We start from the raw sequence: 13,270 nt of genomic DNA, 5'->3' as shown, positions 1-13,270 counted from the left end.
TTTGGCAGCGCGAAAGTACGGCCAAGCGCCCGCCTCCCCGTAATTGCTGCCGAATTCGCTTGCCTCGGTAAGCCCCTACTTCAACTGCTAGTGCCGCTTCATAGCCTCACCACCACCCCCGATGCTGCTTTGCTGGGCTTGTGGCGCCTTACGGAGCCCGCCGCAGACCTGCTCGCGCGCCTCCCCGGCGACTACGCCGCCTGGCTGCCCACCGGCCGCGACCCGGAGCGCCCGCGCCAGTGGCTGGCCGGCCGTGCCCTGGCCCACGAGCTGCTGCGCGAGCTTACCGACGCGCCCACTTTGGTGCGCACCGACGCCACCACCGGCCAGCCGCTGGTAACAGGCTTATCGGGCGCTGGCATATCGCTTTCGCATTCAGGCGAGTGGGTGGCGGCGCTGCTCGCGCCCCAGGGCCGAGTTGGCATAGATGTTGAACAAGTACGGCCCAAAGCCCGCCAGCTGGCTACCAAGTTTTTGAGCGAAGCCGAGCGCCTCGATGCCGGCCCCGACGAAACCAAGCACAGCCTGTACTGGAGCGCCAAAGAAACCCTTTACAAACTGCACAGCCGCCGCCGCCTTCTGTTCAAGGAGCACATACAGCTCGAGCCGTTTGCCTTGCAGGCGCAGGGCACCCTCACCGGGCACTTGCTCCCGCCGAACGAGGCACCCTCGCAACACTTGCTCCGCTACGAGCGCCTTACCGATGATTGCGTGCTGACGTGGTGCGTGGCTTTGTAATATCTTTCGACTTCTCCCCTCTTTGTATGTCGTTCCGACGCCTTTCCCTGCTTACCGCCGCCGTGCTGCTTACCGCGGCGGCTTTGGCTACCACGGCCCGCGCCCAAACAGCCCTGGTTACCGATTTTTCGCTCACAAAGGCCGACAATGCCACCGTTAGACTCAGCTCGTTGGCCAGCAGCAAAGCCGTGGTGGTGGTGTTCACCAACTCGGCTTGCCCGTTTTCGCGCCTGTACCAAAACCGCTTGGGGGCCCTGAGCAGCAGCTACGCCGGCCGGGGCGTGGAGTTCCTGTTCGTAACCGCCCCCATAAACATCGAGCAAACCGCCGAAACCCTCGACGCGGATAAGCTGAAGGTGAAAACCTCGGCCGGCGCCGATTTGCAGTACCTCACCGACGAAGGCCTGAAAACCGCGGCCCTGCTCGGCATCAGCAAAACGCCCGAGGCCGTGGTGCTGCAGCCCGCTACCGGCGGCTTTGTGGTGCGCTACCGCGGCGCCATCGACGATAATCCGCAGATGGAAGCCTACGTGAAGGACCGTTACCTCAAAAATGCCCTCGATGCCGTGCTGGCCGGCCAAAACGCCCCCATCGCCGAAAAGCGTGCTTCGGGCTGCCTGATCAAAAAGAACTAACCGGCACCTAGGGGGCGGCTGCTGGCAAGCAGTACATGAGGTATCCGGCCGCTTACTTAGCCCGTCATGCTTCATCTGGCGTCCGCTTGCCGAAGCATCTCTACCGTTTCGCCGAATAGTAGATTGCTATCAGTAGAGATGCTTCGGCGGGGCTCAGCATGACGTTTTCTACGCTTATTATCCACAGACCCCAGGGTTCCTAGGTCTGATTCACGAAAAAGCCCGCCCGGAGGTATCCGTGGCGGGCTTTTTCGTGCTGATACAAAGCATCTACTCCCCTTGCTCCGATTCGTCGTCGGCTTCTTCGCTGGGCGGGGCGGTGGGCGTGTCGTCGCCGGTGAGGATGGCGAGCAGCTTGTTTACCTCGTTGGCTTTGTGCGGCTCCTGCATCTTCTCGAAGCTCACGGCCAGGTTGCGCAGGGCGCGGCGCACAATATCGAGGTGCGAGCAAGGCTCGAAGAAGATTTCGTTGGGCGGCAGGTTGAGCTGCGCCACGTAGTGCTCGATATCGGTGCGCGTGAGGATCAGGCCGCGGTTGTAACAATTGATGTAGAAGGGCTGCTCGTCGTCTTGCTCGGGCCGGAACGTGAGAATGAATAGATTGGGCAGGTTTACGCCGTAGATGGGCAGCCCCAGGCGCTGCGCCACCAGCAGGTAAATCACGCAGAGCGTAAGCGGGTTGCCGCGGCGCGACTCCAGCACCAAATGCAGCATGGAGTTGGCCGGCGCATGAAAGTTTTGGGTGTTGGCCGCAAAGCGGTGCACCCGAAACAGCACGTGGTTGAGGGCCCGCGCCTGCTCAATGGCCGTCATTTCGGGCAGCAGCATCGTCCAGGTTTCGTAGCGCAGCTGCTCGATGGCGCGGTTCAGGGCCTGCAGGTCGGCATCGGGATACTGGTACGAGTTGATGAGCCACATGCCCTCCAGCAGGTTTTCGCCGCCCGAATCGCGCCACACGCGCAGGCGCTCCTGCAACCCCGAAAACTGCAAGTCGTGGATGAGCTCTTCGATGCGCGTTTGCTGCTGCGAATCGAGGCTTTCCTCCCAGGCTTCCTCCAGAAACGGTATCACGCTCTCCCCCAACTCGTGGATGCGCTCTTCGATCTGCGGCCGCAGTTCGGCATCGTCGAGCAACGAGATAAGGGCCTTAAGTTCTTTATTCGTCATCCAAATCGTGGCGCTAAACCGACCCTGGCCCGCCAAGCGCGGCGGTTTACGGTCGGTAAAGATAATGTAGAAATAGACGGCGAATCGGCCGAAAAGTTGGCTTAACCTGACAGTCAGCCACGCCTAGGTGGTTGCGGTTGGCTTATACCAAACACCGGCGTCGGCAACGGCGCCCCTCGCACCGGGTTAAGCGCATTGTGCCATAAAACACACTTGCGCACCTTGCAGCAGCCCTTTTGCTAACGCTTGCGCAGTTGGGCAACTTTTTGCCGCGTCTCAGGCTCATCGTAAATAGCCAAGGCCCGGCTGTAGTAATGCAGGGCTTTGCGCTTGTTTCCGCGCTCTTCATAAAAGGTGGCCAGCCCACTGTTGGCGTTAAAGCTTTGTGGGTAATGGGCGGCGTTGAACAAAAAGAAGGCTTCGGCCTTGGCCCAGAGTTGCTTCTGCTTGCAGGCCCAAGCGTACCAGTTGATGGTTTCTTCGGGCGGCAACACGGCGTATCCGTACTGCTCCGACACGCTAGCGTAGTGCCGCTGAATTGCCTCCAGGTTGAATTCAGCGGCTGCTACGTTGTTGGGCAGCGACAGGGGCGCGTGCCTAAAAAAGCCCCGCAGCGCGTCGTGCTCGGCCGATAGCACCACCGAGGCGTGCCCTTCCTCGGGGTAGTACTTCCATTGCCAGGCTACGGCCGAGGCAGGTTGGCGCCGCAGCAAATCCACTAGCTCTAGGTTGGCACGGGTGTGCAGCGTGGCACTGGCAGTATCGCGCCGTGCCTGCGCCGTGTCCATGCCCGCGGGCATGCCGTTGGCCACCGCCAAAAACAGTTTGCGGTTCTGTATCTGGTTCTGGCGCAGCGCGCTTTCCAGCCGCTTCAGCGCAAGTTTATCATCCCACCACAGGCTTGGCTCAATGGCCACGTAGGCATTAAACAGTGTGGGCTTGGTAGCCAGCGTATTCACCACCGTGAGCCCGCCGAGCGAGTGCCCGACGAATAAGCGGTATGGCTGCGTGAGGAAGTTGGCTTCCACATAGGGAAATACCTCCTTCTCTATGTAAGCCATAAACTTCTCACCCCCACCCGAGCCGGCCAAAGTCTTATCTAATTTACCATCCCAACGCTTGGTTGATTGGGTAGGCGTCAGGTCGCGGGTACGGGTGCGGAAAGAACTCGGAATGCCAACGATGATCATTTCCGGGCAAAGCGCCTGCGCATTGACGGAGCCCATAATGGTGCTCATGTAATGCACCATACCGCTGAGCGATTGAAAATTCCAATCCGCATCGAGCAGGTACAGCACCGGGTAGCGCTTGGGCGCGTAACCTTCTTCGGCCGCGGCGGGCGGGGTGTAAATCCATAGCTCGCGCTTTTCCTGTAGCATCTTGGATGAAAGCGTGTCTATTCGCCCAATTTCAATTTTGGCTTTTTGCTGACCTAGGGCTTGTTGGCCGAGCAGCAGGGCAAGCACCAAGGCAAACTGCCTTGCTACTGAAGCACAATTGTGGATTACGTCAGACAAGCTATTCGTCATAAATGGCTGTTAAAACGATTCGGCAATCGTAAATAGTGGTTTGGCTTTCGAGCAGCCAAGCCCCGGCAATCTAAGCTTTAGTTTGCGCCCATGCGGTAATCACAACGCGCCGCTCAGCAGTGCTGAGCGGCGCGTTGTAAATCTAGTAGCCAAGCCAGTGGCTACGAGCCATTTTACTCAGAACCCTTCCTCCAGTGCTTATAGCCAACCACGTCACGCCTAACAGTTCGCCGCCAAGCTTTCCCATACAAGCTGGTTAAATGGGCGAACATTCGGCTGTTGTATGCTTGCATGCAAGCATAGCTTGGTCCTGAACAGCCTTCATCCCAGTACGTGACGTGAAACTTCTTCTCAAATACGCTGTCGGTGGAGTAACTAACCGGTGCTATACCACTCTTAAGTATCAAGAATAAACGACCAGCCGCGATATCACGCTCAGCCAGCAAGGCAGCTTCTACTTCTTGGTTTTCTGAAAAGGCCAATAGCAGAGCCATATTACTTCCACCGCCAGGATAAACGATGCTGTCGGGTTGCTGCGGCAGTTGGCAAAAGCCAACCACCGGCAACAGCGTCAAACAGGCAACTATAAGTGACTTCCTAACGGTCATTGCTCACACCTGGATTACACCTACGTTATAGGGCTTTTCAATCGGCGCATGGTTGGCCATCCGGATACCCTCCGAAATAACCTTGCGGGTTTCCAGCGGGTCAATCACGGCATCAACCCACAGGCGGGCGGCGGCATAGTAGGGCGAAAGCTGCTCGTCGTAGCGAGCCTTAATCTTGTCAAACATCTCCTTCTTCACCTCGTCGGTTAGCTTTTCGCCTTTGGCTTCGGCGGCGGCTACTTGTATTTGCAGCAGCGTGTTGGCGGCCGCCGCGCCGCTCATTACGGCCAGCTGGGCCGAGGGCCAGGCCACAATCAGGCGCGGGTCGTAGGCTTTGCCGCACATGGCGTAGTTGCCGGCGCCGTAGCTGTTGCCCACAATCACCGAGAACTTGGGCACCACCGAGTTCGACATGGCATTTACCATTTTGGCGCCGTCCTTGATAATGCCGCCGTGCTCCGACTGCGAGCCCACCATGAAGCCCGACACATCGTGCAGGAACACCAGCGGAATGCGCTTCTGGTTGCAGTTCATGATGAAGCGCGCTGCCTTATCGGCCGAGTCGGAGTAGATAACGCCACCCATTTGCATGGCGCCCTTTTTCGTCTTCACGATTTTGCGCTGGTTGGCCACAATGCCCACGGCCCAGCCATCGATGCGCGCCAGCCCGCAAATGAGCGACTGGCCGTAGAGGTCCTTGTAGGGCTCGAACTCCGAGTTATCCACCAAACGCTTGATGATGTCCATCATGTCGTAGGGCTTCACGCGGTCCGACGGCAGCAGGCCGTAGATCTCCTTGGGGTTTCCGGCCGGGGCGGCGGGCGTTTTGCGGTCGAAGCCAGCCGAGGGCGTGGCCCCCATCTTGTCGAAGATGTTGCGGATGTGGTCGAGGCACTCTTGGTCGTTGGCGAACTTGTAGTCCGTCACGCCCGAAATCTCGGAGTGGGTGGTAGCGCCACCTAGGGTTTCGTTGTCGATGCTCTCGCCGATGGCCGATTTCACGAGGTACGAACCCGCCAGGAACACCGAGCCGGTGCCGTCCACAATCATGGCCTCGTCGGACATGATGGGCAGGTAGGCCCCGCCGGCCACGCACGGGCCCATGATGGCGGCAATCTGCACGATGCCCATCGACGACATCACGGCGTTGTTGCGGAAGATGCGGCCGAAGTGCTCCTTATCGGGGAAGATTTCGTCCTGCATGGGCAGGTACACACCGGCCGAGTCGACGAGGTAAATAATCGGCAGCTTGTTCTCGATGCTGATTTCCTGGGCGCGCAGGTTTTTCTTGGCCGTGATGGGGAACCACGCGCCGGCCTTCACGGTGGCATCGTTGGCCACAATCACGCACTGGCGGCCCTGCACGTAGCCAATTACCACCACCACGCCGCCCGAGGGGCAGCCGCCCTCCTCGGGGTACATGCCTTCGCCGGCAAAGGCACCAATCTCCACCGTAGCCGAGCCCTCGTCGATGAGGTATTGGATACGCTCGCGGGCCGTGAGCTTGCCTTTGGCTTTGTGGGCGGCAATGCGCTTTTCGCCGCCGCCTAGGTGCACCTTTTTCAGGCGCTGGCTCAGCTGAAACACGTGCTGCTTGTTGCTGTCCTCGTTCTTGTTGAACTCCAGGTTAATCTTCTGATCGGGCTGGGGTGAAGCGGGTTGGTTCACAGGAAGTAATGGGGAATGCAGATGGGAGCGAATGGCCCGCCTACGCGGGCCGCTTTCAAAGGTAGGAAAACAAAAAACCTAACGAGCGTTCGTAGCCCGTTAGGTTTTGCAAAGTTGTAGCACTGAGCGGGGCTGCAGCCACCTAGGGCTTCACGGCCGAATCAACCGGGGCGGCTTGCTGCGTCACGGTTTTGGTTTCGCGCTCCACGGTGCCGTCGGGCTTTTGCTCGGTTTCGGTTTTCTTCTTCGTCTTTTTCTCCTTGCTCCCCCCGCCAAACACCGAGAAGTGCACGTAGCGCTTGGGGTTGGCTTTCAGGTCGACGAGCAGGGCGTTGGAGCTGGCGGCCGTTTTGTTGAGGTTGGTGTAGAGCGAGTCGTCGTTCATCAGCTTACCCAGGGAGCCTTTGGTGCTGGTCAGCGACTGGTTCAGCTGCTTCATGGCGGCCTGCGCCTCCGTTACGGTGGTGTTCAGCTTGCGCACGGTGCCCGCCATGGGGGCCGACTTCAACGTGTCGGTAATCAGGGCCAGGTTGGTAGCCAGCCGGTCGAACTTGCGCTCCGTCACGTTCAGCGAGCGGGTGAGCTCGGCCATGTTGCTGGTAATCTGGTTGATGTTGCGCTGGTTCATCACCAGCAGGTTTTTCATGGCTTCCGTCGAGGCCTGCGTGTTTTGCAGGGTTTGCTGCAGGCTCAGGCGCGCCTCCTTGCTCAGAAACTGATTTACCTTGATGAGCGTGCTATCCACGGTGCCCAGCACGGGCAGCGCTTTGGCCTGAAAGGCATCGGTGAGGCTGGCCGCGTGGTACGAGCGCAGCTCCTGCCCGCCTTCGTACACTTTGGTGTTGCGGCCCTGCAGCAGCGTAATGGTTTTCGAACCTAGGAGCGAACCGGAGAGGCTGGCTACGGTGGAGTCGCCTACTTCTACCCGCTCCTGGATTTCGATGGCTACGCGTATCTGGTTGCCTTTTTCGGGCTGCAGCTCCAGGTTTTTTACCTGGCCCACCTGAATGCCGTTCAGCATCACGGGCGCCGAGAGGTTCAGCCCGTCGACGTTGTCGTAGGTGGCGTAGAACGTGCGGTCGTTAGAGAATACGTTGCTGCCTTTCAGAAAACGAAAGCCGATAAACAGTGCCACGAGGGCAACCACGGCCAATAGTGCAACTTTGGCTTCTTTGGACACGGAGATGGCGGGAAGGACGAGAGATAATGCGGACTACCGGCGTGCCGGCGGCGCAAGATGGCAAGTAGCGGCCATTTAATTGCCGGCGCTGCTCGCTTCGAGCTCTTGCTTGTACTTGCGGAACGCCCGGTAGATACCCGAGGCCATATACGTCTGATTGGCTTTATCGTTCAGATATCGTTCCTCAGCCGGGTTGGTGAGAAAGCCGGCCTCGATGAGTACCGACGGCATCGTGGATTTCCAGAGTACCAGAAAGCCCGCCTGCTTTACGCCCCGCGAAGGCCGCCCCACCGAGGTGCGAAATTCGTGGTCGACTTTGGCCGCGAAGCGCAGGCTATTATCGATGTGGGCGCTTTGGTAGAGCGAAAACAGGATGTGGCTTTGCGGCGAGCTGGGGTCGAAGCCGGCGTAGCGCTCCTTGTAGTTGTCTTCTTGCAGAATTACGGCGTTTTCGCGCTTGGCCGTGGCCAGGTTGGCTTCGGTTTTGTGCGCGCCCATCGTCCAGACCTCGGTGCCGCGCGCTACCGTGGGGCCGGCGTTGCAGTGCACCGAGATGAACAGGTCGGCGTTGTGCTTGTTGGCAATGCCGGCGCGGTCGGCCAGCTCCACAAACTCGTCGGTTTTGCGCGTGTAAATCACCCGCACCTCCGGCATGTTTTCTTCGATCTGCCGACCCAGCTCCAACACAATTTTCAGGGCTACATCGGCCTCGCGGGCCGATTGGCCGGCGCAGCCCCGGTCTTTGCCACCGTGGCCGGCATCGAGCACCACCGTACGCAGCCGAAAAACGTTAGCCGAACCTGGGGTTCGGGTCGTATCAGTTGGCTGGCCAGGCACCTGCTGTACGCTGGCCGCCGGACCGGCTAATAGCGCCAGGAGCGCCGTACCGAGAAGGACAATATTCCGCACAGAGTTCGTTAGATGGGGCGGCTACCCGCTACTTTTGCACACTTAAGCCACAAAATAAAGCAATTCTGCTCTACGTGACTCTTCCCGGGGCGCATATTCAAACGCTATGCCGCAACCAACGGGCGCAGCACTGCCTGCTCTTGTTTGGCTTGCTGTTTATGCTCTGTTCGGTGGGCTTACCGGCGGCGTGGGCGCAGCAACGCCCCGGCCGCACTACGCCCGCTGCCATCCGGCCCGACACCATCCGCCGCACCCTCGACACCGTGCGCGTAGTTACCCGCAAGGGCGATATCGAAACGACCGTAAAGTACCAGGCCAAAGACTCCATCCGCTTTAATGTGCAGGAGAAAAAGGCTACCCTTTACGACAAGGCCAACGTGGACTACGGCACCATGTCGCTGAAAGCCGGCGTTATCACCGTCGATTACAGCCAAAACCTGCTGACGGCCGAGGGGTTGAAAGACTCCACGGGCCGCGTGCGCGACAAGCCGGTATTCAAGGATGCTGCCGAAACCTACCAGGCCGGCCGCATTGCCTACAACTTCAAAACCCGCAAAGGCAAAATATCGGAGGCCATAACCCAGCAGGGCGAAGGCTACATCCATGCCGAGGTGGTGAAGAAAAACGAGCTGAACGAGATTTACGGCCTGCGCGGCCGCTACACCACGTGTAATCTAGAGCACCCACACTTCTTCATCAATGCCAGCAAAATGAAGGTGGTGCCGCGCAAGCAGGTGGTTACGGGCCCGTTCAACTTGGTCATCGGCGACATTCCTACGCCCTTGGGCTTCTTGTTTGGCTACTTCCCCAGCCCGGGCAAAAGCCGGGCTTCGGGTTTCATCATTCCTACTTTCGGGCAAGCCATCGACCGCGGCTTTTACCTCACCAACGGTGGCTACTACTGGGCCATCAATCAGTACCTAGGGCTGCGCGTAACGGGCAACGTGTACTCGGGTAGCGGCGTGGCGTTTGGGGGCTGGGGCGTAAATACCGACCTGACCTACCGCAAGCGCTACCGCTACGACGGCCGCCTCGATTTTAGCTACTCGCGCCGGCCAGCCGGGCAGCTGCTGCGCTCCGAGTCGGTAAACACCGACCCCAACATCCGGCGCAACTTCAAGCCGCGCACCTTCTGGCTCTCGTGGACGCACACGCCCACGCCGCGGCCGGGCGGGGGCCGCTTTTCGGCCAACGTGCGCACGGGCAGCCCCGAGTTCAACCAGCAAAACACGCTCGACGTGCGCAATTACCTCACGCCGGCGTTCAACTCTACCATTAGCTACCAGAAGCAGCTGCGCAACCTGCCCATTAACTACTCGGTGCAGGCCGCGCAGGACCTGAACACCATTACCGGCACCGTAAACCTCACGCTGCCCGATGTAACGCTGGGGGTGCAACGCCAGAACCTGTACCGCTTGTTTGGTTTGCCCACGCGCGGGGCCATTTACGAGCAGTTTGCGGTGGCCTACCAGATGACGGGGCAAAACCGCCTGACCAACGTGGAGCAGGCCCGCGTGCTCGAAGCCGGCATCCCGCTGCTGGGCGGCCAGGCGCAGTCGCGCAATATTCCGGTGCGTTTCGATAACCTGCGGCCTTTTCTGCGCAATGCCCAATCGGCGGTGCAGCACCGTTTCGACGTAACCCTAGGTCAGTTTACGGTGCTGAAGCACTTCTCCTTCACTCCTACCGTCAACTACGGCCAAACGTGGTTTAACAAGCGGCTCGAATACGAGTACGTGCCGCAGGCGCGGGCCGTGCGCATCGATACGGTGCGCGGCTTCAACGTGGTGCACAACCTGTCGTACGGAGCTTCGCTTTCTACCAACCTCTACGGCACCCTCAACTTCAAGCCGGGCGGTAAAATCCAGGCTATTCGGCACCGCCTGGCCCCCAGCGTCAACTTTACCGGCTCGCCCAACTACCAAGGCAGCCGACGCCTTGTCGACAACACTACCCTAGGGGACTTGCGCAACACCACGGGCGAGCTGTACGGGGTGCGCAACTTCTCGCGCTACGCGGGCTTTCCGTTTTCGGTGCCGTCGGGCGGGCGCGTAAGCCAGGTAAGCTTCGGCCTGCAGAACCAGGTAGAAATGAAGGTGCGCAACAAGCAGGATACCACCGGCAACCAGCCCTACAAAAAGGTAAGCCTGATCGACGGGTTTGACTTAAGCACCGGCTACAACTTTGCGGCCTCGGAATTCCAGTTGGCCCCTCTGTCGACCAGCTTCCGCACGCAGGTAGCCCAAAAGCTGAATCTGCTGCTGTCCTCGTCGTTTAACTTTTACCAGCGCGACTCTACGGGCCGCCTCATCGACCGGTACTTGTTTGAAAGCAAGCGCCTGGCCCGCCTCGACAATGCTTCGGCCCAGCTGACTTATCAGTTCGACAGCAACCGCCGCCCGGGGCAGCCCGGCAGCCGCCAGCAGCGCGTGGCCCCCACCAACGACCCGGTATTGGGCAACCCCAACCAGCCCGATTCCTACGTCGATTACCTCGACTTCAGCATTCCCTGGACGCTGAACGCCTCGCTGGGTGCCTTGTACCAGGACCCCGGCCCTAGGTTGGGGCGGGCCAACCAGCCGCGGCCACGTGCCTGGGCTACCGTGGCCATGACGGTAAGCGGCGAAATCAAGCTGACCGACAAAATGCGCCTGAGCTACAACTCGGGCTACGATTTCGTGTCGAACAAAATCACCCTCACGCAGCTCAACTTCTTCCGCGATTTGCACTGCTGGCAGATTACGGGCACCTGGACGCCCGTGGGCCAGATTCAGGGCTTCAGCGTGAGCATCGGGGCCAAATCGGCCCTGTTGCAGGATTTGAAGCTCAACCGCAACCGTACGTTCCCGAATCGGTAGGTGACAGGTGACAGGTTGGTAGTGGCCGGTTTGGCGGCTGGTTTCGCCGTAAAAAGTACTTTTGGGCCGCAGTGCTGACGTGTTACGTGTCGCGTGTCACCTGTCACCTAACAAGTCCCCCTCTCACCTACCAACCCAATGTCGCAGCACAAGGAAATCAAGCGCGTAACCACGCACCAACTGCTGGCCATGAAGCAGCGCGGCGAGCGAATTTCGATGCTCACCGCCTACGATTACTCGATGGCCAAAATCCTCGACGGCGCCGGCATCGATGTGCTGCTTGTGGGCGACTCGGCCTCCAACGTAATGGCCGGCCACGAAACCACGCTGCCCATTACCCTCGACCAGATGATTTACCACGCCGCTTCGGTGGTGCGCGCCGTAGGCCGGGCTTTTGTGGTGGTGGATATGCCGTTTGGCTCGTACCAGGGCAACTCGTCGGAGGCGTTGCGTTCGGCCATCCGCATCATGAAGGAATCGGGCGGGCACGGCGTAAAGCTGGAGGGCGGCGCCGAAATCAAAGACAGTATTATCCGCATCCTCACGGCGGGTATTCCGGTGATGGGGCACCTAGGGCTTACCCCCCAGAGCATCTACAAGTTTGGCACCTACACCGTGCGCGCCAAAGAAGAAGCCGAAGCCCAGAAATTGCTCGAAGACGCCAAGCTGCTCGAAGAGCTGGGCTGCTTTGCCCTGGTGCTCGAAAAGATTCCGTCGGCCCTGGCCAGGCAGGTAGCCGAGCAGCTTACCATCCCCGTTATCGGTATTGGGGCCGGCCCCGATGTTGACGGGCAGGTGCTGGTGGTGCACGATATGCTGGGCATCACGCAGGAGTTTAAGCCGCGCTTTTTGCGCCGTTACGCCGAGCTCGGCGACTTGATGCATCAGGCCGTAACGCAGTACATCGACGACGTGAAGAGCCGCGACTTCCCGAACGAAAAAGAAGCTTACTAAACCCGCTTGCCCAAGCGCTGCCGCGGCGCACCCAAGCCTTTGCCACCTAGGCACGGAGCTGGGTGCGCCGCGGCAGCGCTGGTTAATGCCCTAGGTGTTGGCGGGGTTTTAATTGATTAGAGCGCATCTGTTTCCGAACTCTGTCGTTTATTTGTGCTGATCGTTGGCAGGCGCGGCGGCCGGCTTCTGTTTTGCGGAGCGGTATTTGCAGCGTGTTGAATTATTCCGAGCCCGCCCCAACGCGTATTTACTTTTCCGGATTCCACTTGTGAATAGACCTGCCATTTGGTCGGAGCAGAAGGAAATTCTGTTCGAAGACAACCACCTGCTGGTGCTCAACAAAACCGCCGGCACCCTGGTGCAAGGCGATGAAACAGGCGACGAACCGCTCTCGTCGAAAGCAGCCGAATACCTGCGCCTGAAGTATAAAAAGCCCGGCAATGCGTTTGTGGGCGTGTGCCACCGCCTCGATCGGCCCGTTACGGGCGTGGTAGTGCTGGCCAAAACCAGCAAAGCCCTAAGCCGCCTGAACGAAATGTTCCGCGACAACCACATGCACAAAACCTATTGGGCATTGGTGGGCAAAGCGCCGCAGCAAAGCGAAGGCACCTTGGTGCACTGGCTGGTAAAAGACCCCATGCGCAACGTTACCAAGGCCTATCCGCAAAAGCACCAGCAGGGCCAGCGGGCCGAATTGCACTACAAAGTGCTGGCGCAAGTGGGCCACCGCTACCTGATCGAGGTGAACCCGATTACGGGCCGGCCCCACCAGATTCGGGTGCAGCTCGCCACCGGCCTCGGTACGCCCATCACCGGCGATGTAAAGTACGGGGCCATGGCCCCCCTGCCCGACCTCAGCATTGCGCTGCACGCCCGGCGCCTGCGCTTTAAGCACCCCGTTACGCAGCAGGAAATGGACGTTACCGCCCCGCTGCCCGACGCAGAAGTGTGGAACCCGGTGCGCGAGCTGGAGCTGGCCTAGGCCACTGGCCCAACCTAGATTTAAACACCTAGGCGCCGGGGC

Annotated in this window: 11 protein-coding genes; 5 read left to right on the top strand and 6 right to left on the bottom strand. The window is 59.6% G+C overall.

What is annotated here, in order from left to right; genetic code table 11:
* Positions 1 to 90 precede the first annotated feature (90 nt).
* Both OIS50_RS19190 and OIS50_RS19185 read left to right on the top strand, forming a co-directional pair.
* Positions 91 to 738 (top strand): 4'-phosphopantetheinyl transferase superfamily protein, encoded by a 648-nt coding sequence (locus tag OIS50_RS19190; RefSeq protein WP_264692252.1) that lies wholly within the window; start codon positions 91 to 93, stop codon positions 736 to 738.
* A 26-nt stretch (positions 739 to 764) separates the two neighbouring features.
* On the top strand, positions 765 to 1,373 hold the full coding sequence (locus tag OIS50_RS19185; protein ID WP_264692251.1) for a redoxin domain-containing protein: 609 nt from the start codon (positions 765 to 767) through the stop codon (positions 1,371 to 1,373).
* 270 nt (positions 1,374 to 1,643) lie between these two features.
* On the opposite strand, the gene OIS50_RS19180 is transcribed toward OIS50_RS19185, so the two are convergent.
* The 6 genes from OIS50_RS19180 to OIS50_RS19155 all read right to left on the bottom strand — a co-directional run bounded on the left by OIS50_RS19180 (position 1,644) and on the right by OIS50_RS19155 (position 8,362).
* Positions 1,644 to 2,540 carry a transglutaminase-like domain-containing protein gene (locus OIS50_RS19180; protein ID WP_264692250.1) on the bottom strand — a complete coding sequence of 299 codons (897 nt, stop codon included), beginning with the start codon at positions 2,538 to 2,540 and terminating at the stop codon, positions 1,644 to 1,646.
* Between the two features lie 239 nt (positions 2,541 to 2,779).
* Positions 2,780 to 4,069 carry an alpha/beta hydrolase-fold protein gene (locus OIS50_RS19175; protein WP_264692249.1) on the bottom strand — a complete coding sequence of 430 codons (1,290 nt, stop codon included), beginning with the start codon at positions 4,067 to 4,069 and terminating at the stop codon, positions 2,780 to 2,782.
* Positions 4,070 to 4,242: 173 nt separating this feature from the next.
* A complete protein-coding gene (locus tag OIS50_RS19170; RefSeq protein WP_264692248.1) occupies positions 4,243 to 4,644 on the bottom strand; it encodes an FEKKY domain-containing protein in 402 nt (133 codons plus the stop codon).
* Between the two features lie 36 nt (positions 4,645 to 4,680).
* Positions 4,681 to 6,309 carry an acyl-CoA carboxylase subunit beta gene (locus OIS50_RS19165; protein ID WP_264694426.1) on the bottom strand — a complete coding sequence of 543 codons (1,629 nt, stop codon included), beginning with the start codon at positions 6,307 to 6,309 and terminating at the stop codon, positions 4,681 to 4,683.
* 178 nt (positions 6,310 to 6,487) lie between these two features.
* Positions 6,488 to 7,525, bottom strand: coding sequence for an MlaD family protein (locus OIS50_RS19160; protein WP_264692247.1), 1,038 nt, complete (start codon positions 7,523 to 7,525; stop codon positions 6,488 to 6,490).
* A 75-nt stretch (positions 7,526 to 7,600) separates the two neighbouring features.
* Positions 7,601 to 8,362: an N-acetylmuramoyl-L-alanine amidase family protein gene (locus tag OIS50_RS19155; protein WP_264694424.1), complete on the bottom strand. Its 762-nt coding sequence runs from the start codon at positions 8,360 to 8,362 to the stop codon at positions 7,601 to 7,603.
* A gap of 230 nt (positions 8,363 to 8,592) precedes the next feature.
* Here OIS50_RS19155 and OIS50_RS19150 point away from each other — a divergent pair, with 230 nt between their 5' ends.
* The 3 genes from OIS50_RS19150 (at position 8,593) to OIS50_RS19140 (ending at position 13,228) form a co-directional block, all read left to right on the top strand.
* Positions 8,593 to 11,292: a putative LPS assembly protein LptD gene (locus OIS50_RS19150; protein ID WP_264692246.1), complete on the top strand. Its 2,700-nt coding sequence runs from the start codon at positions 8,593 to 8,595 to the stop codon at positions 11,290 to 11,292.
* A gap of 138 nt (positions 11,293 to 11,430) precedes the next feature.
* A complete protein-coding gene (gene panB / locus OIS50_RS19145) occupies positions 11,431 to 12,246 on the top strand; it encodes a 3-methyl-2-oxobutanoate hydroxymethyltransferase (RefSeq protein ID WP_264692245.1) in 816 nt (271 codons plus the stop codon).
* A gap of 268 nt (positions 12,247 to 12,514) precedes the next feature.
* Positions 12,515 to 13,228: an RluA family pseudouridine synthase gene (locus OIS50_RS19140; protein WP_264692244.1), complete on the top strand. Its 714-nt coding sequence runs from the start codon at positions 12,515 to 12,517 to the stop codon at positions 13,226 to 13,228.
* Positions 13,229 to 13,270 lie beyond the last annotated feature (42 nt).

Origin of the sequence: Hymenobacter sp. YIM 151858-1, from assembly GCF_025979705.1 — a bacterium.
GTDB lineage: Bacteria > Bacteroidota > Bacteroidia > Cytophagales > Hymenobacteraceae > Solirubrum.
This window is presented reverse-complemented; position numbering and strand designations above follow the sequence as displayed.